Here is a 24,761-nt window from a genome sequence, read left to right as displayed (position 1 = left end):
TGAGGACACCGATCGCCATGCCCGGCTGCCGAAGGACCCGCACCAGGCCCGCTCCCGCACCCGCGGCCGGCTGAGCCCATGGGTGCCGATCGCTCCTACGCGTACGGCGCCGCCGCCGGCCTCCTCGGTGACCTGCTCCTCGGCGACCCCCGCCGCGGGCATCCGGTCGCCGCGTTCGGGCGGGCGGCCGCTGCCGTGGAAGGCGTGTTGTGGCGCGACCACCGCGGCTGGGGCACGCTGCACACCGTCGTGTGCGCGGGCGGCGCCGTCGCACTCGGTGCGGCCGCCGCACGCGCCGTACGCCCCTTCCCCGCCGCCTCCGCCGCGCTGACCGCCGCCGCCGTCTGGTCGGTCGTGGGCGGCACCTCGCTCGCCCGCGAGGCCCGCACGATCGGCCGGGCGCTGGAGCGCGGGGACGTCGAGGCGGCCCGCGCCCGGCTGCCCCACCTGTGCGGCCGGGACCCCCAGTCGCTGGACGCCGACGGGATCGCCCGGGCCGTGGTCGAGTCCGTCGCCGAGAACACCTCCGACGCCGTCGTGGGCGCCCTGGTCTGGGGCGCCGTGGCCGGGGTGCCGGGGCTGCTCGGCTTCCGGGCCGTCAACACCCTGGACGCGATGGTGGGTCACACGTCCCCGCGCCACCGCCGCTACGGCTGGGCCTCCGCCCGCCTCGACGACGTGGCCGGCTGGCCGGGGGCCCGGCTGACCGCCGTACTCGCCGCTGTCGCCGGACCCGACCCGCGCGGCGCCCTGCGCGCCTGGCGGGCCGACGCCCGCAAGCACCCGAGCCCCAACGCCGGGCCCGTGGAGGCCTCGTTCGCGGGCGCGCTCGGCGTCCGCCTGGGCGGGACGCTCTCCTACGGCGGACGCGTCGAGCACCGGCCTGTGCTGGGCGGGGACACCGGGCGGTCCGTCCGGGTCGCCGACATCGACCGGGCCGCCCGGCTCTCCCGCCGCGTCGGCCTGCTCGCGCTCGGCACCACGGTCGCCGCGCGCCTGATCGTCAGCAACTTCAAGAGCCCGAAGGGACGTGGGAAGTGAACGGGGGACTGCTCGTCGCCGGCACCACCTCCGACGCCGGCAAGAGCGTCGTGACGGCCGGGATCTGCCGGTGGCTGGTGCGCCAGGGCGTGAAGGTCGCGCCGTTCAAGGCGCAGAACATGTCGCTCAACTCCTTCGTGACCCGGGAGGGCGCGGAGATCGGCCGGGCGCAGGCCATGCAGGCGCAGGCGTGCCGGGTCGAGCCGACCGCGCTGATGAACCCGGTGCTGCTGAAGCCGGGCGGCGAACAGAGCAGCCAGGTCGTGCTGCTGGGCCGGCCGGTGGGCGAGCTGAGCGCACGCGGCTACCACGGCGGGCGGCAGCAGAAGCTGCTCGGCACGGTGCTGGACTGCCTCGCCGAGTTGCGGGGCACGTATGACGCGGTGATCTGTGAGGGGGCGGGCAGCCCGGCCGAGATCAACCTGCGCCGGACCGACATCGTGAACATGGGGATCGCGCGGAACGCGCGACTGCCCGTGCTCGTGGTCGGCGACATCGACCGCGGGGGCGTCTTCGCCTCCTTCTTCGGCACCGTCGCACTGCTCTCGCCCGAGGACCAGGAGCTGGTCGCCGGGTTCCTGGTGAACAAGTTCCGGGGCGATGTCTCGCTGCTGGCACCGGGGTTGGACATGCTCCAGAACCTCACCGGGCGGCGCACCTACGGCGTTCTCCCCTTCCGGCACGGCCTCGGCATCGACGAGGAGGACGGCCTGCGCGTGTCGCTGCGCGGCACGGTCCGCGAGTCGGCCGTCGTTCCCCCGGTCGGCGAGGACGTGCTGCGCGTCGCCGTGTGCGCGATCCCGCTGATGTCCAACTTCACGGACGTGGACGCGCTCGCCGCCGAACCGGGGGTCGTGGTGCGGTTCGTGGACCGCCCGGAGGAGCTGGCGGACGCGGACCTGGCGGTGATCCCGGGCACGCGCGGGACCGTACGGGCTCTTCGGTGGCTGCGGGAGCGCGGACTGGCGGAGGCGCTCGTCGCGAGGGCCGCCGAAGGCCGCCCCGTTCTCGGCATCTGCGGCGGCTTCCAGATCCTCGGCGAGCGCATCGAGGACGAGGTCGAGAGCCGGCAGGGGCTGGTCGAGGCCCTCGGGGTGCTGCCCGTAAGGGTGCGGTTCGCCCGCGAGAAGACCCTGACCCGGCCGGAAGGGGAGGCTCTCGGCGAGCGGGTCGAAGGGTACGAGATCCACCACGGCGTCGCCTCCATAGAGGGAGGGGAACCCTTCCTCGACGGCTGCCGGGTCGGCCAGACCTGGGGCACCCACTGGCACGGCTCGCTGGAGTCGGACGGCTTTCGGCGGGCCTTCCTGCGCGAGGTGGCCGCCGCCGCGGGCCGCCGCTTCGTGCCCGCGCCGGGCACCTCCTTCGCCGCGCTGCGCGAGCAGCAGCTCGACCGGCTCGGCGACCTGATCGAACAGCACGCGGACACGGACGCGCTGTGGCGGCTCATCGAGTCGGGCGCGCCGCAAGGACTGCCTTTCATTCCACCGGGAGCGCCCGCATGAGCACAGTGTTGTTGTTGTCCACCGCCGACACGGACCTGCTGGCGGCCCGGGCCTCCGGCGCGGGCTTCCGCATCGGCAACCCGACCCGGGTGGACGTCCGACAGGAGCTGCCGGGGCTGCTGGACGGCGCGGACCTCGCCGTCGTACGGCTGCTCGGCGGCAAGCGCGCCTGGGAGGACGGGCTCGCCGCGCTGAAGGCGGCCGGGATCCCGACGGTGCTGCTGGGCGGCGAGGCCGTGCCGGACGCGGAGCTGATGGCCGAGTCCTCGGTGCCGGCCGGTGTGGTCGCGGAGGCGCTGAAGTACCTGGTCGAGGGCGGCCCGGCGAACCTCCTGGAGCTGTCCCGGTTCCTGTCGGACACCGTGCTGCTGACCGGCGAGGGCTTCGAGGAGCCGCACAGGATGCCGGAGTACGGCGTCCACGGCTCGTACGCGGCACGGGACGGCCGGCCGACCGTGGGCGTGCTCTTCTACCGGGCGCACGAACTGAGCGGCAACACCGCCTTCGTGGACACCCTGTGCGAGGCGATCGAGGCGAGGGGCGCGAACGCCCTGCCGGTGTACTGCGGTTCGCTGCGCGGCGCGGACGCCGGGCTGTACGAACTGCTGGGCCGGGCCGACGCGCTGGTCGCGACCGTGCTCGCGGCGGGCGGCACGCACGCGTCGCAGGCCTCGGCGGGCGGCGACGAGGAGTCCTGGGACATCGGCGCCCTCGCCGACCTGGACATCCCGGTGCTGCAGGGCCTGTGCCTCACCTCGTCGAAGAAGGCCTGGGACGAGTCGGACGCCGCCCTGTCCCCCATGGACGCGGCCATGCAGGTCGCCATCCCGGAGTTCGACGGCCGGCTGATCACCGTGCCCTTCTCCTTCAAGGAGCAGGGTCCGGACGAGGTCCCGGTGTACGTCGCCGACCCCGAGCGGGCCGCGCGGGTGGCCGGGATCGCCCTGCGCCACGCCCGGTTGAAGCACAAGCCGAACGCCGAGAAGAAGGTCGCGCTGGTCTTCACCGCGTACCCGACCAAGCACTCGCGGGTCGGCAACGCGGTCGGTCTGGACACGCCCGCGTCGGCGGTGCGGGTGCTGGACGCGTTGCGGGACGCCGGGTACGGGCTCACCGAATACCCCGACAACGGCGACGAGTTGATCCACCGGCTGATCGAGGCCGGCGGCCATGACGTGGAGTGGCTGACCGAGGAGCAGCTGGCCGCCGCGCCCGCCCGGGTGCCGCTGGCGGACTACCGGGCGTGGTTCGAGAAGCTGGACCCGCAGCTGCGGGACGCGATGGCCGAGGCGTGGGGCGAGCCGCCGGGCAGCCTGTACGTCGACGGTGAGGACATCGTGCTGGCGTCCCTTCAGTTCGGGAACGTCGTGGTGATGATCCAGCCGCCGCGCGGTTTCGGGGAGAACCCGATCGCGATCTACCACGACCCCGACATGCCGCCCTCGCACCACTACATGGCGGCGTACAGGTGGCTCGAAAACTCGTTCGGCGCGGACGCGATCGTGCACATGGGCAAGCACGGCACGATGGAGTGGCTGCCGGGCAAGGGGCTCGGTCTGAGCGCCGGCTGTGCCCCGGACGCGGTCCTCGGCGACCTGCCCCTCGTCTACCCGTTCATCGTCAACGACCCCGGTGAGGGCACCCAGGCCAAGCGGCGCGGGCACGCCACGGTGGTCGACCACCTGGTGCCGCCGATGGCCCGCGCCGACACCTACGGCGACCTGGCCAAGCTGGAGCAGCTGCTGGACGAGTACGCGCTCGTCTCCGATCTGGACCCGGCCAAGGCCCCGGCCGTGCGGGCCCAGATCTGGACGCTGGTCAAGGCGGCCGAGCTGCACCACGACCTGCATGTGGACGAGCAGCCGGACGACGCCGCCTTCGACGAGTTCGTCATGCACATCGACGGCTATCTGTGCGAGATCAAGGACGTGCAGATCCGCGACGGTCTGCACATCCTGGGCGGCGGCCCGGTCGGCGAGCCGCGCGTGAACCTGGTGCTGGCCGTGCTGCGGGCGTCCCAGGTGTGGGGCGGGCAGGCGAACGCCCTGCCGGGTCTCAGGGCCGCGCTGGCGGCGCACTTCGGGCTGGTCGAGAAGGAGCTGCTGGCCGAGCCGGGCGCACCGGTGAAGGTGCCGGTGGAGCTGACGGACCTGGCCGAGGGTCCGTCCCGTACGGCCGCCGACGCGATCGACCTGCTGGAGCAGCTGTGCCGGGGGGTCGCGGAGGGGATGGAGGCGCGGGCGTGGGACCGCGCGGTCGTCCCCGCCGTCCTGCGGGGCGTGCTCGGCACCGAACTCCCGGACGCCGCCCGGGTGTTGGAGTTCGCGTGCGACGAGGTCGTACCCCGGCTCGCGCGCACCACGGACGAGATCGGGCACATCCTGAGGGCGCTGAACGGCGGTTACGTCCCGGCGGGTCCGTCGGGTTCGCCGACCCGTGGCCTCGTGAACGTCCTGCCGACCGGGCGTAACTTCTACTCGGTCGACCCCAAGGCCATTCCGTCCAGGCTGAGTTGGGAGGTCGGCCAGTCGCTGGCCGACTCGCTGGTGCAGCGGTACCTCCAGGACACGGGCGAGTACCCGAAGTCCGTCGGCCTGACGGTCTGGGGCACCTCCGCGATGCGCACCCAGGGCGACGACATCGCCGAGATCCTGGCGCTGCTGGGCTGCCGCCCGGTGTGGGACGACGCCTCGCGCCGGGTGACGGGCTTCGAGATCGTGCCCCCGGCGGAGCTGGGCCGGCCGCGCATCGACGTCACGGTCCGTATCTCCGGCTTCTTCCGGGACGCGTTCCCGCACGTCGTCGGGCTGATCGACGACGCGGTGCGGGCCGTGGCGGAGCTGGACGAGCCCGCCGGGAGCAACTACGTGAAGGCGCACGCCGACGAGGACACCGCCGAGCACGGCGACCGGCGCCGCGCGACGGCCCGCGTCTTCGGCTCGAAGCCGGGCGCGTACGGCGCCGGTCTGCTCCCGCTGATCGACGCCCGCAACTGGCGCTCCGACGCGGACCTCGCGGAGGTGTACGCGGTCTGGGGCGGCTACGCCTACGGGCGCGGGCTGGACGGACGGGCGGCGCGCGGCGACATGGAGACCGCGTTCAGGCGGATCGCGGTGGCGGCGAAGAACGTCGACACCCGCGAGCACGACCTGGTCGACGCGGACGACTACTTCCAGTACCACGGCGGCATGGTCGCCATGGTCCGGCATCTGACCGGCGCCAACCCCGAAGCGTACGTGGGCGATTCGGCCGTACCCGACCAGGTGCGGACGCGGACGCTGGGCGAGGAGACGCACCGCGTCTTCCGGGCCCGGGTGGTCAACCCGCGCTGGATGGCGGCCATGCGCCGGCACGGCTACAAGGGCGCCTTCGAGATGGCGGCGACCGTGGACTACCTGTTCGGCTACGACGCCACGGCCGGCGTGGTGGACGACTGGATGTACGAGAAGCTCAGCGCGGAGTACGTCTTCGACCCGGAGAACCGGGACTTCATGAAGAAGTCCAACCCGTGGGCGCTGCGGGGCATCACCGAGCGGCTCCTGGAGGCCGCGGACCGGGGCCTGTGGGCCGAGCCGGACGCGGACACGCTGGAGCGGCTGCGCGCCACCTATCTGGAGCTGGAAGGCGACCTGGAGGGAGACCAGTGAGCACCCCCTTCCCCTTTACGGCCGTTGTCGGCCAGGACGACCTGCGGCTCGCGCTGCTGCTGAACGCCGTGTCCCCGGCGGTCGGCGGTGTGCTGGTGCGCGGCGAGAAGGGCACGGCCAAGTCGACGGCCGTACGCGCCCTCTCGGCGCTGCTGCCCGAGGTGGCCGTCGTCCCCGGCTGCCGGTTCTCCTGCGCCCCGGCGGCACCGGACCCGGACTGCCCCGACGGCCCGCACGAGCCGGCACCGGGTACGGCACGGCCGGCCCGGATGGTCGAGCTGCCCGTCGGCGCCTCCGAGGACCGGCTGGTCGGCGCGCTCGACATCGAGCGGGCCCTCGCGGAGGGCGTGAAGGCGTTCGAGCCGGGCCTGCTGGCCGACGCGCACCGGGGCATCCTGTACGTCGACGAGGTCAACCTCCTCCACGACCACCTGGTCGACCTGCTGCTGGACGCGGCGGCGATGGGTGCCTCGTACGTGGAGCGCGAGGGCGTCTCCGTGCGGCACGCGGCCCGGTTCCTGCTCGTCGGCACGATGAACCCCGAGGAGGGCGAGCTGCGGCCGCAGCTGCTGGACCGGTTCGGGCTGACCGTGGAGGTCGCGGCCTCCCGCGAGCCCGACCAGCGGGTGGAGGTCGTACGGCGCCGGCTGGCGTACGACGACGATCCGGCCGGCTTCGCCGCACGGTGGGCGGACGAGGAGGCCGCGGTCCGCGGGCGGATCGTGGCGGCACGGGAGTTGCTGCCGCAGGTGCGCCTCGGCGACGGCGCGCTGCGGCAGATCGCGGCGACCTGCGCGGCCTTCGAGGTGGACGGCATGCGGGCCGACATCGTGATGGCCCGTACGGCGACCGCGCTGGCCGCGTGGGCCGGGCGGACGGACGTGCTGGCGGAGGACGTACGGCAGGCGGCGCTGCTCGCGCTGCCGCACCGCAGGCGCCGTAACCCCTTCGACGCGCCCGGTCTGGACGAGGACAAGCTCGACGAGACGCTGGAGGAGTTCTCCGGCGAGTCCCCCGAGGACGATCCCGACCCCGACGGTCCTGGTGGGGGCGGTGGCCGGCCTCGGCCCGACTCCGGTCCGCACGGGGGCGGGGACACGTCCGCGCGGCCGGAGACGGGTGAGGACGGGGAACCGCAGGCGTCCGGGTCGCCCCGGGAGCAGTCGGCCGCACGGGCCGCCGAGCCGTTCCGCACCAAGGTGCTGAGCGTGCCCGGGATCGGCGAGGGTGCTGCCGGGCGGCGCTCGCGGGCGCGCACCGAGCACGGCCGGACCACCGGGTCCCGGCGGCCGCGGGGCGCGCTGACCAAGCTGCACCTGGCCGCCACCGTGCAGGCCGCGGCCCCGTACCAGCGGGCGCGCGGCCGGTCCGGGCCCGGGCTGGTGATCCGCCGGGACGATCTGCGGCAGGCGACGCGGGAGGGGCGCGAGGGCAACCTCGTGCTGTTCGTGGTCGACGCCTCCGGCTCGATGGCGGCGCGGCAGCGGATGGGCGCGGTGAAGGGCGCGGTGCTGTCGCTACTGCTGGACGCGTACCAGCGGCGGGACAAGGTGGGACTGGTGACGTTCCGGGGGGCGGGAGCGGATGTCGCGCTGCCGCCGACCTCGTCCGTGGACGCGGCCGCCGTACGGCTGGAGTCGCTGCCGACGGGCGGTCGTACGCCGCTGGCGGCCGGGCTGCTCAAGGCGCACGAGGTGCTGCGGGTGGAGCGGCTGCGGGATCCGGCGCGCAGGGCGCTGGTGGTCGTGGTGACCGACGGGCGGGCGACAGACGGAGGGGCGGCGCGATGGGGGTCCCCCCAGGCTTTCGGCTCTGGGGGAGCCTCCGGCCGGGGTGGTGGTCGGGCGACGGGTGGGACCGGGCCGGTTGCGCTGGCCGGGCGGGCGGCACGGCTGTTCGCGGCCGAGGGGGTCGCGTCGGTGGTCGTGGACTGCGAGTCGGGGCCGGTGCGGCTCGGGCTCGCCGGGCAGCTCGCGGGTGAGCTGGGCGGTGCGGCCGTCACGCTGGACGAGCTGCGGGCGGACTCGATCGCCGGGCTGGTCAGGGATGTGCAGGGGACGCACGGTACGTCGAGGAGGGCCGCGTAATGCCACAGGGGCAGCCGAGTGTCGTGCCGGACGACGGCCTGACGACCCGTCAGCGACGCAATCGCCCGCTGGTCGTCGTGCACACCGGGATCGGCAAGGGCAAGTCCACCGCCGCGTTCGGGCTCGCGCTGCGCGCCTGGAACCAGGGGTGGCCGATCGGGGTGTTCCAGTTCGTCAAGTCGGCGAAGTGGAAGGTCGGCGAGGAGAACGCGCTGCGCGTGCTCGGCGCCTCCGGCGAGGGCGGCACCGTCGACTGGCACAAGATGGGCGAGGGCTGGTCGTGGGTGCAGCGCGACGCCCAGATGGACAACGAGGAGAAGGCCCGGGAGGGCTGGGAGCAGGTCAAGCGGGACCTGGCGGCCGAGACGTACCGGCTGTACGTGCTGGACGAGTTCGCGTATCCCATGCACTGGGGCTGGGTGGACACCGACGAGGTCGTGGACGTGCTGCGGAACCGGCCGGGCACCCAGCACGTGGTGATCACCGGGCGGAACGCGCCGGAGAAGCTGGTCGACTTCGCGGATCTCGTCACCGACATGTCCAAGGTCAAGCACCCCATGGACGTGGGGCAGAAGGGCCAGAAGGGCATCGAGTGGTGATGTCGTCGATGCCACGGCTGGTCATCGCCGCGCCCTCCTCGGGCAGCGGCAAGACCACCGTGGCCACGGGGCTGATGGCCGCGTTCGCCGCGCGGGGGCTCGCCGTGTCCCCGCACAAGGTCGGGCCGGACTACATCGACCCCGGGTACCACGCGCTCGCGACCGGTCGGGTCGGGCGGAACCTGGACGCCTACCTGTGCGGGCCGGAGCTGGTCGCTCCGCTGTTCCTGCACGGGGCGCGGGGGTGCGACCTGGCCGTGGTCGAGGGTGTGATGGGGCTGTACGACGGGGCGGCGGGGGAAGGCGAGCTGGCCTCCACCGCCCATGTCTCGAAGCTGCTGCGGGCGCCGGTGGTGCTGGTGGTCGACGCGTCGTCGCAGTCCCGGTCGGTGGCGGCGCTGGTGCACGGGTTCGCTTCGTGGGATCCGGAGGTGCGGGTCGGGGGCGTGATCCTCAACAAGGTCGCGTCCGACCGGCATGAGGAGCTGCTGCGGGAGGCGTTGGACTCGGCCGGTGTGCCGGTGCTGGGTGTGCTGCGGCGGGTTCCCCAGGTGGATACGCCGTCGCGGCATCTGGGACTGGTACCGGTTGCCGAGCGGCGCGGAGCGGCGGTCGAGGCCGTGGCCGCGATGGCCGCGCAGGTGGCGGCGGGCTGTGACCTTGCGGCGCTGGAGGGGCTCGCCCGGGCTGCCGGAGCCGTACCAGGGGACTCCGCCCCCTGGACCCCCGCCCTGCCCAGCCACGTCCACCCGACTCGCCCGGCTGAGAATGAGAAGCGGACGCCTGTAGTGGCCGTCGCCGGCGGTCCCGCCTTCACCTTCTCCTACGCCGAGCACACCGAACTCCTCACCGCCGCCGGCGCCGAGGTCGTCACCTTCGACCCGCTGCGGGACGAGCAACTGCCCGAAGACACGGCCGGGTTGGTGATCGGCGGCGGGTTCCCCGAGGTGTACGCCGGTGAGCTGTCGGCCAACGAACCGCTGCGGAAGGCCGTGGCTGAACTGGCCCTCGGCGGTGCTCCCGTCGCGGCCGAGTGCGCCGGGTTCCTCTACCTCTGCCGGGAGTTGGACGGGCAGCCCATGTGCGGGGTGCTCGATGCCACCGCGCGGATGTCGGAGCGGCTCACCCTCGGCTACCGGGACGCCGTGGCCGTCGGCGACAGTGTGCTGGCCGTCGCCGGGACACGGATGCGGGGACACGAGTTCCATCGCACGGTCGTCGAGCCGGGTGCCGGTGCGGCCCCCGCCTGGGGGGTCAGGACGCCCGTGCGGCGGGTGGAAGGTTTCGTGCAGCGGGGCGTGCACGCGAGTTATCTGCACACGCACTGGGCGGCCGAGCCCGGTGTGGCCCATCGGTTCGTGGAGAGGTGCCGGACGTCATGAGCAGCAGGCTGATCGGAGTAGGGGTCGGTCCGGGTGACCCGGAGCTGGTGACGGTCAAGGGGGTCAACGCGCTGCGCGCGGCCGATGTCGTCGTCGTACCCGTCATGGCCGCGCCTGACGGAAGGGATGTGGGCGAGCCGGGTCGCGCCGAGGCGACCGTGTTGCACTACGTGCCCGTCGAGAAGGTCGTCCGGGTGGTGTTCGCGCTGAACGAGCGGACCGACCGGGCGCGCCGGGAGGCGGCCTGGGACGCGGCGGGCGGCCGGGTCGCCGAACTGCTGCGGGAACGCGGTTCCGTCGCCTTCGCCACGATCGGCGATCCCAACGTGTACTCGACGTTCACGTATCTCGCGCAGACCATCGTGGAGCTGGTGCCGGAGGTGGTCGTGGAGACCGTGCCCGGGATCACCGCGATGCAGGATCTCGCGGCGCGCTCGGGTGCGGTGCTGACCGAGGGCACCGAGCCGCTGACCCTCGTACCGGTGACGGCCGGGTCCGCCGTGCTCAAGGACGCGCTGGCCGGGCCGGGGACGGTCGTGGCGTACAAGTTCGGCCGGCAGGCCGCGGAGGTGGCCGAGGCCCTCGCGGAGACCGGGCGGATCGGGGACGCCGTGTGGGGCTCGGCGCTCGGGCTGCCGGAGGAGTCGGTACGGCCGGCCGCCGAGCTGGGCGCGGAGCCGCTGCCGTACCTCTCCACGCTGATCGCGCCCCCACGCCGCGACGCCGGCCGAGGCGGCAAACTGTGACCCCTCCGGCCTGCCACCGGTCCGACCACCGAGCCTGCGGGGCCAGCCGGGTCGGCGGGGCCTGCGGGGCCTCCGAGGTCAGCCGGGCCCGCGTGGCCGGCCGGGCTGTCGGTCGGCAGGCCGCCGGACGCACGGGCGGCTGGGCCGTCGGACACTCGGACAGCACGGACGCCGGTCACCGGGCCGGCGGACACCCGGTCGACCCGGCAGGCGGTCGGCCGTTCACACGTCGGGCGGGCGTCGGGTCAGCCGGCGGAGATGCCCACCACCAGCCAGATGAAGGCCGCGCCCGCCACGGTGCACAGCAGGGTGGAGCGCGCCGGGTGCTCGTGGTGGGCCTCGGGCAGGATCTCGGCGGCGGCGAGATAGAGCAGCACGCCGCCGAAGAGGCCCAGATAGCCGCCGAGCACCGGTTCGGGGATGTGGACGAAGGCCGTCGACAGCGCGCCCACCAGCGGTGCGCAGGCGTCGGCCACCAGCATCGCCACGGCCCGTCGGCGGGCGTTGCCGTACAGGCTCGTGAGGGTGAAGGTGTTGAAGCCGTCGGCGAAGTCGTGCGCGATCACGGCGAGCGCGACGGCCGCGCCCATGCCGCCGCCCACCTGGAAGGCCGCGCCGATCGCCACGCCGTCCATGGCGCTGTGTCCCACCATCGCGCCGGCCGCCGCCAGGCCCACCTCGGGCGCCCGGTGGTGGTGGGACTCGTCGCCGCCGTGGGCGGCCTGGCGCGCGGCCAGGGTGCGTTCCACCAGATGGGCCAGCAGGAAGCCGGCCACGAAGAGCAGCAGGGCGGCGGGTACGCCGAAGATCTCGCGGTCGGCGGCGTGCAGCGCCTCCGGCAGCAGGTCCAGGCCGACCACGCCCAGCATCAGACCGCCGGCGAGGCCCAGGACCAGGTGCCGACGGTCGGTCACGCGCTGAGCCGTCCAGCCGCCGGCCAGCGTCATCAGGAACGCGCCGAGCGCGACGAAGACCGCCATAGGGACTTGCTATCCGATCGAGGCGCCTTCGTGCACATCCGGCACCTTCCATATCGCCTCACACCCTGACATTTCACTGCTTCTGCTGTGTGTTTTCCGTACGAGAGGATCTTTCTCATGGCCGATGCCCTCATCGATGCCACCACCGGAAAGGTGACGTTCGTCGGTGCCGGCCCCGGCGCCGCCGACCTGCTGACGTTCCGCGCCGCGCGCGCCATCGCGGACGCGGACGTGGTGATCTGGGCGGCCAGCCTGGTCCAGGCGGAGGTCCTCGAACACGCGCGCGCGGAGGCGGAGATCCTGGACTCGGCGGCCATGTCCCTGGAGGACGTCGTCGCCGTCTACGCGCGGGCCCACGCCGCGGGCCTGAAGGTGGCCCGGATCCACTCCGGCGACCCGGCGCTGTGGGGCGGCACGCAGGAGCAGCTCGACCGGTGCGCGGAGATCGGGATCGCCACCGAGGTCGTCCCCGGTGTCTCCTCCTTCTCCGCCGTGGCCGCCCTCGCGCAGCGCGAGCTGACGATCCCCGAGGTCGCGCAGTCCGTCGTCCTCACCCGGCTGGGCGGCGGCAAGACGCCGATGCCGCCCGGGGAGGAGGTCCGGGAGTTCGCCCGGCACGGTACGACGATGGCGATCTTCCTCTCGGCCGCCCGCAGCGGCCAGCTGGTGCGCGAACTGCTGGAGGGCGGCTACCCGACCGACACCCCGGTGGTCATCGCGCACCAGGCGACCTGGCCGGAGGAACTGGTCGTGAAGTGCACGATCGGCACGCTGGAGGAGACGGTCAAGGAGCACAAGCTCTGGAAGCACACGCTCTTCCTGGTCGGCCCGGCGCTCGACGCCCACGGCACCCGCTCGCACCTGTACCACCCCGGGCACTTCCACGGCTTCCGCAAGGCCGACCCGGAGGCCCGGCGGGCCCTGCGCGAGCAGAGGGCGAAGAGTTGATCACGGTCGTCGGGACAGGGACAGGGACAGCGAGGGGGACGGGCGCGCCGCTTGCCGAAGAGGTCCTCGCCGGGGCCGCGCTCGTCGTCGGCGGCCGGCGCCACCTGGACGCCGTACGGCTGCCCGACGGCACCGGGCGCGTCGTCCTCGGGCCGCTGGCGCCCGCCCTGGACACGATCGCGGAGTACGTCGGCAAGGAGCTGCCGGTGCTCGTGCTGGCCTCCGGGGATCCGGGGTTCTTCGGGATCGTGCGGGCGCTGGCCGAGCGGTTCGGGGCCGGGCGGCTGGACGTACGGCCGGGGGTCTCCTCCGTGGCGACGGCGTTCGCGCGGATCGGGCTGCCCTGGGACGACGCGGTCGTGGTCAGCGCGCACGGCCGGGATCTGCGCACGGCCGTCAACGTGTGCCGGGCGCGGCCCAAGGTGGCGGTGCTGACGGGTCCGGGCGCGGGTCCGGCGGAACTGGGGTCGGCGCTGCTGCGGCACGGCCCGCGGGCGCCGGGCAGCACGTCGGCCGAGCCGGTGACCGCTGCCGCGCACGACTCCCCCGGACCGGAGACGGCGTCTGCGTCGGCGTCGGCTCACCCGTCCGGCGGGCGTGTCCTGGTCGTGGCCTCCGCCCTCGGCTCCGTGGACGAGCGCGTCGAACGGGTCACGCCCGACGAGGCCGCAGCCCGGGACTGGGGCACGGACGTCAGCGTGGTGCTGTGCCTGGACGAGACGCGTGCGCTCGGCGCGGTGCGCACGGTCGCCGGGGTGCCGGAGCAGCCCGGCGGGTGGGCGCTGGACGAGGACGCGTTCACGCACCGGGACTCGATGATCACCAAGTTCGAGGTGCGCGCGCTGGCCCTGGCCCGGCTCGGGCCCCGGCTCGGCGACCTGGTCTGGGACGTGGGCGCCGGGTCGGGCTCGGTGGCCGTGGAGTGCGCGCGGCTCGGCGCGGCCGTCGTCGCCGTGGAGAAGACGGCGGACGGTGTGCGGCGCGTGCGGGCCAACGCCCGCGCCCACGGCGTCGACGTGGCCGTGGTGCACGGCTCGGCGCCGACGGCGCTGGACGGGCTCGACGATCCCGACGCGGTGTTCGTCGGCGGTGGCGGCCGGGAGCTGCCGGACATCATCGGCGCCTGTGCGCGGCGGGCGCGGCGGACCGTCGTCGTCGCCATGGCCGCGCTCGACCGGGTACCGGCGGCGCGCGCGGCGCTCACGGCCGCCGGGTTCGGCTGCGACGGGGTGCTGTTGCAGTCGTCGCGCCTGGCACCGCTGCCGGGCGAGGTGTCCCGGCTGGCGGCGGCCAATCCTGTGTTTCTGCTCTGGGGCGTGCGAACCCAGGCATCGAGTAAGGGAGTTGACGAGTGATCGGCCTCATTTCCGCCACCGCGGCGGGGGCGGCGGCGCGGGACCGGCTGGCCGCGGCGTGGCCGGAGCGGACGCGGGTGTACGAGGGTCCCGTCGGGGAGGCGGTGCGGGCGGCGTTCGCGCAGTGCGAGCAGCTGGTGTGCTTCCTCGCGACGGGCGCGACCGTGCGGCTGCTCGCGCCGCTGCTCGGCGACAAGACCGCCGACCCGGGCGTGGTGTGCGTCGACGAGGGCGGCCGGTACGCGGTGTCGCTCATCGGCGGGCACGGCGGCGGCGCCAACGAACTCGCCCGCGAGGTGGGCGAGTTGCTGGGCGCGGAGCCCGTGGTGACGACCGCGACGGACTCCGTCGGGCTGCCGGGGCTGGACACGCTCGGGCTGCCGTACGAGGGTTCGGTGGCCGTGGTCTCGCGGGCCCTGCTGGACGGCGAACCCGTCGCGCTGGAGGCCGAGGTCGCCTGGCCCCTGCCGCCCCTGCCCACCTCCGCGCACGGGGCGTACACCGTCCGGCTGACCGACCGGGCCGTCGTGCCCGGCGAGCGCGAGGTGCTGCTGCGGCCGCCGTCGCTGGTGGTCGGCGTCGGCGCGTCCGCGGGTGCGCCGGTCGAGGAGGTGCTCGGGCTGGTCGAGGAGGCGCTCGCGGAGGCGGGGCTCTCGGCGCGGTCGGTCGCCGAACTGGCCACCGTGGACGCCAAGTCGGCGGAGCCGGGGATCGTCGCGGCCGCCGAGCGGCTGGGGGTCCCGCTGGTGACGTACGCGGCCGGGGAGCTGGCGGGCGTCGAGGTGCCCCATCCGTCGAAGGCGCCGCTCGCGGCGGTCGGCACGCCCTCCGTGGCGGAGGCGGCCGCGCTGGTGCGCGGCGGTGAACTCCTCGTCCCCAAGCGGAAGTCGGTGCGCGCCGACGGCCGGCCCGCCATGGCCACCTGTGCCGTCGTACGGCGTCCGGGGCGCGGGCGGCTCGCGGTGGTCGGGCTCGGACCGGGCGCCCGGGACCTGCTGACCCCGCGCGCCACGGCCGAACTCCGGCGCGCCTCCGTGCTGGTGGGGCTCGACCAGTACGTCGACCAGATCCGCGATCTGCTGCGGCCGGGCACCCGGGTGCTGGAGTCCGGGCTCGGTGCCGAGGAGGAGCGGGCCCGTACGGCGGTCGCGGAGGCCCGCAAGGGGCAGGCGGTGGCCCTGATCGGCAGCGGGGACGCCGGTGTGTACGCGATGGCGTCCCCGGCGCTGGCCGAGGCGTCCGACGACATCGACGTGGTCGGGGTGCCCGGTGTGACGGCGGCGCTGGCCGCCGGGGCGATCCTGGGCGCGCCGCTGGGCCACGACCACGTGTCCATCAGCCTGTCCGACCTGCACACGCCGTGGGAGGTCATCGAGCGGCGGGTGCGGGCGGCGGCCGAGGCGGACCTCGTCGTCACCTTCTACAACCCGCGCTCGCGGGGCCGCGACTGGCAGCTGCCCGAGGCGCTCGCGATCCTCGCCGGACACCGGGAGCCGGCGACGCCGGTCGGTGTCGTCCGGAGCGCGACCCGGCCGGACGAGTCGAGCCGGGTGACCACGCTCGGTGCGCTCGACCCGGCGACGGTCGACATGATGACGGTCGTGACGGTGGGCAACACCGCGACCCGGATCGTCGCGGGCCGCATGGTGACCCCGCGCGGTTACCGCTGGCAGGCGGCGCAGCCCGGCGAGCAGGAGGAAGCCGAGTGAACCGGATCGTCCACCCCATCGAGCAGGAGTCCTATCGGCGGCTGCGCGCCCGCCTGGACACCTCGCACTTCCCGCCGCTGACCCGGGCGGTGGTGGAGCGGGTCATCCACTCCGCCGCCGACCTGGAGTACGCGACCGACCTCGTGACCGACGAGGACGACCTGGTCAGGGCGCATGCCGCACTGCACGCCGGGGCGCCCGTCGTCGTGGACGTGGAGATGGTCGGCGCCGGGATCACCCGCCGCGAGACCGTGTGCCGGCTCAGGGATGCCGAGGCCGTCGCGGGGCTCACCCGCTCCGCCCACGCCATCCGGCTGGCGTACGAGCAGGTCGGGCCCGGCGCCCTGTGGGTGATCGGCAACGCCCCCACCGCGCTGGAGGAGCTGCTCACCCTGGACGCCGCCCCGGCGCTCGTCATCGGGCTGCCGGTCGGCTTCGTCGGCGCGGTCGAGTCCAAGGCCGCGCTGCGCGAGAGCGGGCTGCCCGCCGTGAGCAACGTGTCCGAGAAGGGCGGGTCGGCGGTCGCCGCCGCCGCGCTCAACGCCCTGTTGTACCACCCCACTTCACCCGAGGAGACCCCGTGACCACCCCGCCGCCCGCCCTGCTCATCGCCGGCCACGGCACCCGGGACGAGGCCGGAGCCGAGGCGTTCCGCGACTTCGTGCGGGAGCTGGGCCGCCGCCACCCCGAACTGCCCGTCGCGGGCGGCTTCATCGAGCTGTCCCCGCCGCCGCTCGGCGACGCCGTCACCGAGCTGGTCGAGCGGGGCGTACGCCGGTTCGCGGCGGTGCCGCTGATGCTGGTGTCCGCCGGGCACGCCAAGGGCGACATCCCGGCCGCGCTGGCCCGCGAGAAGGAACGGCACCCGGGGATCTCGTACACCTACGGCCGTCCGCTGGGCCCGCACCCCTCGCTGCTGGGCGTGCTGGAGCGGCGGCTGGACGAGGCCCTCGGGGGCGGCGCCCGTACGCCCGGGGACCGGGCCGATGTGACCGTGCTGCTGGTCGGGCGCGGCTCGACGGACCCGGACGCCAACGCCGAGGTGCACAAGGCGGCGCGGCTGCTGTGGGAGGGCCGGGGGTACGCCGGGGTGGAGACGGCGTTCGTGTCGCTGGCGGCGCCGGACGTGCCGAGCGGGCTGGACCGATGCGCGCGGCTGGGGGCGAAGCGGATCGTCGTCCTGCCCTACTTCCTGTTCACCGGGATCCTGCCGGACCGGGTGCGGCAGCAGACCGAGGGCTGGGCGGCCGCGCACCCGGAGGTCGAGGTGCGGTCCGCCGACGTCATCGGGCCCGAGCCGGAACTGCTGGACCTGGTGATGGAGCGGTACGCGGAGGCGGTCGAGGGCGATCTGCGGATGAACTGCGACTCGTGCGTGTACCGGATCGCGTTGCCCGGTTTCGAGGACAAGGTGGGGCTGCCGCAGCAGCCGCACTTCCACCCGGACGACGACGGGCACGACCACGGGCACGGGCATCACCATCACGGGGGGCACACGCACAGCCATGCGCACTGAGGACACCGGAGAGACCGGGGACATCAGGGACACCGGGCACGATCTGCGGCATCACGGCGACGCCGAGGTGCGGGACGACGGCTCGGAGCTGGTCGACCTCGCCGTCAACGTGCGCGCGGACACGCCCCCGGCCTGGCTGCGGGAGCGGATCGCCGCGTCGCTGGGCTCGCTCGCGGCCTACCCGGACGGGCGGGCCGCGCGGGCGGCGGTGGCGGCGCGGCACGGGCTGCCGGTGGAGCGGGTGCTGCTGACGGCCGGGGCGGCGGAGGCGTTCGTGCTGCTGGCCCGGGCCCTGAAGGTCAACCGGCCGGTGGTCGTGCACCCGCAGTTCACCGAGCCGGAGGCCGCGCTGCGGGACGCCGGGCACACCGTGGAGCGGGTGCTGCTGCGGGAGACGGACGGGTTCCGGCTGGATCCGGCGGCGGTGCCGGAGGACGCCGACCTGGTGGTGATCGGGAATCCGACCAACCCCACGTCGGTCCTGCATCCGGCGGACGGGATCGCCCGACTCGCCCGTCCCGGACGGACGTTGGTGGTCGACGAGGCGTTCATGGACGCGGTGCCGGGCGAGCGGGAGGCGCTGGCCGGGCGCACGGACGTGCCCGGGCTGGTCGTCCTGCGCAGCCTGACCAAGACCTGGGGGCTGGCCGGGCTGCGGATCGGGTACGTCCTGGCCGCGCCGGAGATCATCGCCTCGCTGGAGCAGGCCCAGCCGCTGTGGCCGGTGTCGACGCCGGCGCTGGCCGCCGCCGAGGCGTGTGTGGCACCGCGGGCGCTGGCGGAGGCGGGGCACGCGGCGCATCGCATCGCGGCCGACCGGGCCCACCTGGTGGCGGGGCTGACGGCGCTCGCCGACCGGGGTGTCTCGGTGGCCGGTCCGGCGGAGGGGTCGTTCGTGCTGGTCCGGATGGCGGGGGCGGCGGAGGTACGGCGACGGCTGCGCGAGGCCGGCTACGCCGTGCGCCGGGGTGACACGTTTCCGGGGCTCGGCGATCAGTGGGTGCGGGTGGCCGTGCGCGACCGGGCCACGGTCAACGGGTTCCTCTCGGCCCTGTCCGCCGCACTCCCGTGACCGGGGCTCCGCTCCGGCGCCGCCCCCTTCCCGGTGGGACAGCCGGGAAGGGGGCGGTGCCAGGGCGTCAGCGCCGCGTCAGCCCTGCCTCAGCCTTGCGTCAGCTCCTGCGGCGCCGGGCCACGGCCACCGCTCCCCCGCCCGCCAGGACGAGCGCCAGCGCGCCGCCCGCGAGGTAGGGGGTCGCCGAACTGCCGCCGGTCTCGGCGAGGTTGCTCTTCGACGTGCCGCCCTGGGGCTTCACGTCGGAGGCGGGGGCGGCCTTGCCGGGCGCGTCCCCGGACGTCGTGCCGGCGGCCGGGTCGTGGCTCGGCACCGGGTCGCCCGAGGACGCGGCCGTCGGGGACTCGCAGGTCGCCCGGGCGAGCGTGACCGCGCCCTCGACGTCGGCGACGTTGAGCTTCAACGGGTTGACGGAGACCTTGAGTTGGAGGGCGGTGGCGGCGGCCGTACGGGTCGTGGTGCGCCGCTGGGACAGATCGAGGCGGACCTCGCCGACGCCGGGCACCTTCACCTCGGTCGGGCCGTCGGCGGTGAGGGTGACGCGCTTGCCGAGGACCGTGACGCCGAGGACGTTCGCGGCGGCGACGGGCGTCCTGCCCGCCTCGCAGACCGCCTGTGCGGTGACCGCGTCGGCCTCGATCAGGGACAGCAGGGGCAGGCCGGGGACGTGCAGACGGGCGTGGGCGAGCCGGACCGAGCCCTCGGCGCGCCGCGCGGTCACCGTGGCCTTCGCCGAGGCCACGTCCGCGCCGAGGACGGTGAACGGCCTGCCGCCGTCCACGCCGTCGAGCCGGGCGGACAGCGCGGTCCTGTCCGCGCTCTGCGGCGCCCGGACCTCGTTGAGGGAGAGGGCGAGCGGGACGTCGACGGTCTTGTTGAGCAGGGACACGTCGAGCCCGGTGCGCAGGACGACGGCGGAGGCGCGACCGTGGTCACCGGTCGCGTGCGCGGCGCCCGCGCCCAGGACCGCGGGTGCCGCGGCGAGGGCCGTGACCGTCGCCACGGCGGCGAGACGACGGGCGGGCATGCGGAAGTTCGCTCTGGTCAAGGTGTTCAAGGCGGTGGGACTCCCCGGAAGAAACGTGCTTGGGACCCGTCAACCTTGTACGCACTACGGGTGAACGGTCAGTGTTCCCCGGTTACTTCACTCAATCGGGCCGTTTCCGCACGCCTCTTCGAATCGTGAAGCACATGCGTTCCCCGGCGCCTCTCCTACTCCACAACCTTCCCGTTCAGCACGACCCGGCGCGGCGCCGCCAGCACCCGTACGTCGGCGCGCGGGTCGCCCTCGTACACCACCAGGTCGGCCGGTGCGCCCTCCTCCAGTCCGGGCCGGCCGAGCCAGGCGCGGGCGCCCCAGGTCGTGGCGGACAGGGCGGCCACGGGCGGGATGCCGGCGGTGACCAGTTCGGCGACCTCGGCGCCCACCAGACCGTGGGCCAGTGAGCCGCCGGCGTCCGTGCCGACGTAGACCGGGATGCCCGCGTCGTAGGCACTGCGCACGGTGTCGTAGCGGCGTTCGTGCAGTCGGCGCATGTGCGCGGACCAGCGCGGGAACTTGCTCTCGCCGCCGGCCGCGAGCTGCGGGAAGGTGGCGATGTTGACGAGGGTGGGGACGATCGCGACGCCCCGCTCGGCGAAGAGCGGGATCAGGTCGTCGGTGAGGCCCGTGGCGTGCTCGACGCAGTCGATGCCCGCCTCGACCAGATCGCGCAGGGAGTCCGTGGCGAAGCAGTGCGCGGTGACGCGGGCGCCGAGGCGGTGGGCTTCCGCGATCCCGGCCTCGACCGCCTCGCGCGGCCAGCAGGCGGACAGGTCGCCGAGGTCGCGGTCGATCCAGTCGCCGACGAGCTTGACCCAGCCGTCGCCGCGCCTGGCCTCCTGGGCGACGTAGGCGACCAGGTCCTCGGGCTCGATCTCCCACGCGTAGTTGCGGATGTAGCGGCGGGTGCGGGCGATGTGCCGGCCGGCCCGGATGATCTTCGGCAGGTCGTCGCGGTCGTCGATCCAGCGGGTGTCGGAGGGCGAGCCGGCGTCCCGCAGCAGCAGGGCGCCCGCCTCCCGGTCGGTGCGCGCCTGCTTCTCGGCGGTGTCCGCGTCGACCGGGCCGTGCGCGTCGAGGCCGACGTGGCAGTGCGCGTCCACGAGGCCGGGCAGCACCCAGCCCTCGACGGTGGTGACGTCCCGGGCCCCGACGGGGCGGTCGTGGCAGATCCTGCCCCCGACCACCCACAGCTCGTCGCGGACGTCCTCGGGCCCGACGAGGACCCGCCCCTTCACGTGCAGCACGGCGCCATCGCTCATGTACTGCACCTTAATGAGCTACTGCGCGGGCCCGCCCACCTGGTCGGAGGTCTCCTCCTCCACCTCGGCCATCGCCGGGTCGAGCAGCCGGGACAGGAAGTGGCGGGTGCGCTCGTGCCGCGGGTTGCCGATGACCTGGGCCGGGGTGCCGTCCTCGACGATCACGCCGCCGTCCATGAAGACGACCCGGTCGGCGACCTCGCGGGCGAAGGTCATCTCGTGCGTGACGACCATCATGGTCATGCCCTCGCGGGCGAGCCGGCGCATGACCGCGAGGACGTCGCCGACCAGTTCCGGGTCGAGCGCGGAGGTCGGCTCGTCGAAGAGCATCACCTGGGGGCCCATGGCGAGGGCCCGGGCGATGGCCACGCGCTGCTGCTGCCCGCCGGAGAGGGAGGCTGGATACGCCTCCGCCTTCTCGGACAGGCCGACGCGGGCGAGGTTCTCGGCGGCGGTCCTCGCCGCGCTCGCCCTGTCCCGCCCGAGGACCCGGCGCTGGGGCAGCGTGAGGTTCTCGGTGACGCTGAGGTGCGGGAAGAGGTTGAACTGCTGGAAGACCATGCCGATCCGGCGGCGTACGGCGTCGATGTCCACGTCGGGGTCGGTGATCTCGGTTCCGCCGACGAAGACCTGCCCCTTGGTGGGCTCCTCCAGCAGGTTCACACAGCGCAGCAGCGTGGACTTGCCGGAGCCGGAGGGGCCGATGACACAGACGACCTCACCCTGGTCGATCTCCAGGTCGATGCCCTTGAGCACCTGGTTGTCGCCGAAGGACTTGTGCAGATCCCGGACACGGATCTCGGGGCGGCTCACCTGATCTCCCTCTTGGCCTTGGATTCCATCCTGCGCACGACGAGGCTGAGCGGGATCGTGATCAGCAGGTAGCACAGGCCCGCGACCAGGATCGGCGTGGAGTTGGCCGTCGTACTGGCCAGGTCGTTGCCGAACTTGGACAGCTCGCGCTGCTCCAGTGTGACGCCGAGGAACAGCACCAGCGAGGAGTCCTTGAAGAGCAGGACGAGTTCGTTGGTCAGCGGCGGCAGGATGATGCGGAAGGCCTGCGGCAGGATGATGGAGACCATGGCCCTGGCGGGCGAGAACCCGAGCGAACGGGCCGCCTCCATCTGCCCCTTGGGTACGGCCTGGATGCCCGCGCGGATCGTCTCCGCCATGTAGGCGGCGGAGACCAGTCCGAGCGCGACGGCGACCTTGCCGTAGATGCCGCCCGGGTACTCGATGCTCGGGAAGGCCAGCGGCACGCCGGTGCCCACGAAGATGAAGATCAGCAGCGCGGGCAGGCCGCGGAAGATCTCGATGTAGACGCCGGCGAGCCAGCGGTACGGCCCCACGGACGACAGGCGCATCAGGGCGATGACCATGCCGAGGGCGAGCCCGACCACGAACCCGGACAGGGTGAACAGCACGGTGTTCTTCAGGGCCACCGTGATGAGGTCAGGGAACAGCTGGCGCGCGATGTGGGCCTGCGCGAACTGGTTCTTCAGCCGCCCCCAGTCCGCGCCGGCCGCGAGCGCGACCACCGCGGCGACGAAGACGACGTACTGCGCCCCGCGCGACAGCCGACGCTTCTGACGGGGCGTCAGACCGCTTCTCCTCGGCTGGAGTTCTGCGTCCGTGTCGATGGCCATGGGGTCAGGACGCGGAGGCGGAGGCGGCCGGGGAGGCGACGGAGGCGCTGTACGGGCCGATCCACTTCTCGTAGATCTTCTTGTACGTGCCGTCGGCCTTGGCGTCCTTCAGGGCCGTGTTGATGGCGTCGAGCAGGGCCTTGTTGCCCTTCTTGACCGTGAAGCCGTACTGCTCACCGGTCTTGAGGTTGTCGACGACCTTGAACGCGTTCGCGTTGGCCTTGTCCTTCAGCCACCCCTGGACCACCGGGTAGTCGATGACGACGGCCTGGACCTGGCCGGTGCGCAGGCCGTTGAGGACCGCGTCGGAGGAGGCGAAGGAGACCGGGTCGTAGCCCTTGCCGCGGGCGTAGTCCTCACCGGTGGTCTGCGCCTGCGCGCCGAGCTTCTTGCCCTTGAGGCCGGCGAACGAGGTGATGCCGCTGTTCTTGGCGACGAGCACGGCCTGCGTGGCCTCGAAGTACGGGTCGGAGAAGTCGACGTTCTTCTTGCGCTCGGCGGTGATCGTCATGCCGGCGGCGGCCAGGTCGCACTGGCCGGAGTTCAGGAAGGCGCCGGTCTTGAAGTTCTCGAACGGCGTGTCCAGGATCTGCTGCTTGACGCCCAGGTTCTTGGCGACGAGGTCGATCAGGGAGACGTCGAAGCCCTGCACCTTGCCGTCGACCTCCGACTGGAACGGCGGGTACGGCAGGTGGGTGCAGGTGGTCAGCTGGCCGCCCTTGACGAGGTGGACCCCCTTGACGGTCGTCGGACCGCCTCCCGATCCGCTGGAGGAGCAGCCGGCGACCACGAGCGCCAGCGCGGCGGTCGCGGTGGTGGCGGCCAGGAAGCGGGACCGGCGCCCGAGGAACGTCTTCATGGGGAGTGATCTTCTCTGTGGGGGACCTTTGGGTTCCGATTATAAGGAAGAGTTTGAGTAGCTCAAACCAAACTGATGGTAACAGGGGCATTCCACTTAAGATCGATGGAGTCGACCCCACCGGCCGAAGATCCGGGAACCACCCGAGAACGAGAAGAGAGAGCCCGCCGTGACGCACCCCTTCCTCGACCTGCCCCCGCTGAGTGCCGAGCGCTTCGCCGCCATCGAGGACGGGGTGGCCCGGCTGCTGGACACCCGACAGGACGTGCTGATCACCCAGGGCGAGGCGCTGCTGCCGCTGGAGGGCGCGATCCGCGGCGCGGCCGGTCCGGGCACGGTGGCCCTGAACGTGATCACGGGCCCCTACGGGCAGACCTTCGGCGACTGGCTGCGCTCCTGCGGCGCGACCGTGCACGACATCGCGGTCCCCTTCCACACGGCGGTCACGGCCGAGCAGGTCCGCGAGGCGTTCGCCGAGCACCCCGGGATCGACTTCGTGTCCCTCGTCCACGCCGAGGCGGCGACCGGCAACACCAACCCGGTCGCGGAGATCGGCGAGGTGGTACGCGAGCACGGCGCGCTCTTCTACCTGGACGCGGTCGCCTCGGTGGGCGCGGAGCCGGTGCTGCCGGACGCGTGGGGCGTGGACCTGTGTGTGATCGGGGCTCAGAAGGCGATGGGCGGTCCGGCCGGTGTGTCGGCGATCTCGGTGAGCGAGCGGGCCTGGACCCGGATGGCGGCCAACCCGCACGCGCCGCGCCGTTCCTACCTGTCCCTGCTGGACTGGAAGGAGCGCTGGACCGACGCGGGCCGCGCGGTGCTGCCGCACGCTCCGGCCCAGCTGGAGATGCTGGCGCTTCAGGCGTGCCTGGAGCGGATCGAGTCGGCGGGCCTCGACGCCGTGATGGGCCGGCATCGCGGCGCGGCGCTGGCCACGCGGGCCGGTGCCGTGGCGCTGGGCGGCGGCCTGGAGCCGTACGTGTACGAGGAGAGGGACGCGGCGCCGGTCGCGACGACCCTGCGGGTGCCGGCGGGCGTGGTGGCCTCGGAGCTGGTGGCCCGGGCCCTGGCGAGCGACCCCACGCTGCCGCTGGTCGCGGGCGGGGGTGCGCTGGCGAAGGAGATGATCCGGGTCAACCACTACGGGGCGGATGCCACGCCGGGCGCGGTCCAGGGCTCCCTCGCGGCCCTGGGCGGGGCGCTCGCCGAGCAGGGCCTGGGCGTGGACCTGGAGGCGGCACGGCGGGCCGTGGACAAGGCCTGGACCCAGGGACGGTAGCGCGCCGCCGCTACGGCACTCCGCCACGTGGCCGGAAGCTCCCTCACGACGGCCGACGGCCACGCCGCACCCCCGACACCTCC

The 24,761-nt window shown here is 73.9% G+C and carries 20 protein-coding genes; 14 read left to right on the top strand and 6 right to left on the bottom strand.

The window, feature by feature from the left end; genetic code table 11:
• Positions 1 to 78 precede the first annotated feature (78 nt).
• The 7 genes from ACZ4MF_RS03425 to cobI are packed head-to-tail and all read left to right on the top strand — an operon-like array spanning position 79 to position 11,007.
• Entirely contained in the window at positions 79 to 1,041 is a 963-nt protein-coding gene (locus ACZ4MF_RS03425) for a cobalamin biosynthesis protein (protein ID WP_467489338.1), read from the top strand.
• Positions 1,038 to 2,546, top strand: coding sequence for a cobyric acid synthase (locus tag ACZ4MF_RS03420; protein ID WP_467489336.1), 1,509 nt, complete (start codon positions 1,038 to 1,040; stop codon positions 2,544 to 2,546). The genes ACZ4MF_RS03425 and ACZ4MF_RS03420 overlap by 4 nt, the downstream gene beginning before the upstream one ends.
• On the top strand, positions 2,543 to 6,193 hold the full coding sequence (gene cobN / locus ACZ4MF_RS03415) for a cobaltochelatase subunit CobN (protein ID WP_467489334.1): 3,651 nt from the start codon (positions 2,543 to 2,545) through the stop codon (positions 6,191 to 6,193). Before ACZ4MF_RS03420 ends, cobN begins: the two co-directional genes overlap by 4 nt.
• Positions 6,190 to 8,280, top strand: a complete 2,091-nt coding sequence (locus ACZ4MF_RS03410) for a putative cobaltochelatase (protein WP_467489332.1) — start codon at positions 6,190 to 6,192, stop codon at positions 8,278 to 8,280. Before cobN ends, ACZ4MF_RS03410 begins: the two co-directional genes overlap by 4 nt.
• On the top strand, positions 8,280 to 8,879 hold the full coding sequence (gene cobO, locus ACZ4MF_RS03405; RefSeq protein ID WP_467489330.1) for a cob(I)yrinic acid a,c-diamide adenosyltransferase: 600 nt from the start codon (positions 8,280 to 8,282) through the stop codon (positions 8,877 to 8,879). The genes ACZ4MF_RS03410 and cobO overlap by 1 nt, the downstream gene beginning before the upstream one ends.
• Complete coding sequence (locus ACZ4MF_RS03400) at positions 8,879 to 10,261, top strand: cobyrinate a,c-diamide synthase (RefSeq protein WP_467489329.1); 1,383 nt, start codon at positions 8,879 to 8,881, stop codon at positions 10,259 to 10,261. The genes cobO and ACZ4MF_RS03400 overlap by 1 nt, the downstream gene beginning before the upstream one ends.
• Entirely contained in the window at positions 10,258 to 11,007 is a 750-nt protein-coding gene (cobI, locus tag ACZ4MF_RS03395) for a precorrin-2 C(20)-methyltransferase (RefSeq protein ID WP_467489327.1), read from the top strand. The genes ACZ4MF_RS03400 and cobI overlap by 4 nt, the downstream gene beginning before the upstream one ends.
• 245 nt (positions 11,008 to 11,252) lie before the next feature.
• On the opposite strand, the gene ACZ4MF_RS03390 is transcribed toward cobI, so the two are convergent.
• A complete protein-coding gene (locus ACZ4MF_RS03390; RefSeq protein WP_467489325.1) occupies positions 11,253 to 11,987 on the bottom strand; it encodes a ZIP family metal transporter in 735 nt (244 codons plus the stop codon).
• A 117-nt stretch (positions 11,988 to 12,104) separates the two neighbouring features.
• Between ACZ4MF_RS03390 and cobM the strand changes: the two genes are divergently transcribed.
• The 6 genes from cobM to cobC are packed head-to-tail and all read left to right on the top strand — an operon-like array spanning position 12,105 to position 18,587.
• Positions 12,105 to 12,935, top strand: a complete 831-nt coding sequence (gene cobM, locus ACZ4MF_RS03385; RefSeq protein WP_467489323.1) for a precorrin-4 C(11)-methyltransferase — start codon at positions 12,105 to 12,107, stop codon at positions 12,933 to 12,935.
• On the top strand, positions 12,932 to 14,290 hold the full coding sequence (gene cbiE / locus ACZ4MF_RS03380; protein WP_467489321.1) for a precorrin-6y C5,15-methyltransferase (decarboxylating) subunit CbiE: 1,359 nt from the start codon (positions 12,932 to 12,934) through the stop codon (positions 14,288 to 14,290). The genes cobM and cbiE overlap by 4 nt, the downstream gene beginning before the upstream one ends.
• On the top strand, positions 14,287 to 15,999 hold the full coding sequence (gene cobJ, locus ACZ4MF_RS03375) for a precorrin-3B C(17)-methyltransferase (protein WP_467489319.1): 1,713 nt from the start codon (positions 14,287 to 14,289) through the stop codon (positions 15,997 to 15,999). The genes cbiE and cobJ overlap by 4 nt, the downstream gene beginning before the upstream one ends.
• Positions 15,996 to 16,583: a precorrin-8X methylmutase gene (locus ACZ4MF_RS03370; protein WP_402063280.1), complete on the top strand. Its 588-nt coding sequence runs from the start codon at positions 15,996 to 15,998 to the stop codon at positions 16,581 to 16,583. Before cobJ ends, ACZ4MF_RS03370 begins: the two co-directional genes overlap by 4 nt.
• A complete protein-coding gene (locus tag ACZ4MF_RS03365; RefSeq protein ID WP_467489316.1) occupies positions 16,580 to 17,515 on the top strand; it encodes a sirohydrochlorin chelatase in 936 nt (311 codons plus the stop codon). The genes ACZ4MF_RS03370 and ACZ4MF_RS03365 overlap by 4 nt, the downstream gene beginning before the upstream one ends.
• Complete coding sequence (gene cobC, locus ACZ4MF_RS03360) at positions 17,505 to 18,587, top strand: Rv2231c family pyridoxal phosphate-dependent protein CobC (RefSeq protein ID WP_467489314.1); 1,083 nt, start codon at positions 17,505 to 17,507, stop codon at positions 18,585 to 18,587. The genes ACZ4MF_RS03365 and cobC overlap by 11 nt, the downstream gene beginning before the upstream one ends.
• Before the next feature lie 100 nt (positions 18,588 to 18,687).
• Here the strand turns inward: cobC and ACZ4MF_RS03355 are convergent, their stop codons facing one another.
• The 5 genes from ACZ4MF_RS03355 to ACZ4MF_RS03335 all read right to left on the bottom strand — a co-directional run bounded on the left by ACZ4MF_RS03355 (position 18,688) and on the right by ACZ4MF_RS03335 (position 23,399).
• On the bottom strand, positions 18,688 to 19,638 hold the full coding sequence (locus tag ACZ4MF_RS03355) for an SCO1860 family LAETG-anchored protein (RefSeq protein ID WP_467489486.1): 951 nt from the start codon (positions 19,636 to 19,638) through the stop codon (positions 18,688 to 18,690).
• A gap of 164 nt (positions 19,639 to 19,802) precedes the next feature.
• Positions 19,803 to 20,894 carry an amidohydrolase family protein gene (locus tag ACZ4MF_RS03350; RefSeq protein WP_467489312.1) on the bottom strand — a complete coding sequence of 364 codons (1,092 nt, stop codon included), beginning with the start codon at positions 20,892 to 20,894 and terminating at the stop codon, positions 19,803 to 19,805.
• Between the two features lie 18 nt (positions 20,895 to 20,912).
• Positions 20,913 to 21,707 (bottom strand): amino acid ABC transporter ATP-binding protein, encoded by a 795-nt coding sequence (locus tag ACZ4MF_RS03345; protein WP_467489310.1) that lies wholly within the window; start codon positions 21,705 to 21,707, stop codon positions 20,913 to 20,915.
• Entirely contained in the window at positions 21,704 to 22,540 is an 837-nt protein-coding gene (locus tag ACZ4MF_RS03340) for an amino acid ABC transporter permease (protein WP_467489308.1), read from the bottom strand. The genes ACZ4MF_RS03345 and ACZ4MF_RS03340 overlap by 4 nt, the downstream gene beginning before the upstream one ends.
• 4 nt (positions 22,541 to 22,544) lie before the next feature.
• A complete protein-coding gene (locus tag ACZ4MF_RS03335) occupies positions 22,545 to 23,399 on the bottom strand; it encodes a basic amino acid ABC transporter substrate-binding protein (RefSeq protein ID WP_467489306.1) in 855 nt (284 codons plus the stop codon).
• 169 nt (positions 23,400 to 23,568) lie between these two features.
• Between ACZ4MF_RS03335 and ACZ4MF_RS03330 the strand changes: the two genes are divergently transcribed.
• A complete protein-coding gene (locus ACZ4MF_RS03330) occupies positions 23,569 to 24,678 on the top strand; it encodes a pyridoxal-phosphate-dependent aminotransferase family protein (RefSeq protein ID WP_467489304.1) in 1,110 nt (369 codons plus the stop codon).
• The last annotated feature ends 83 nt before the right edge of the window (positions 24,679 to 24,761 follow it).

The sequence above is a fragment of the Streptomyces sp. NPDC025793 genome (assembly GCF_055558375.1).
Note: the sequence above shows the minus strand (reverse complement) of the source record. Positions and strands in the feature narration are given on the sequence as shown.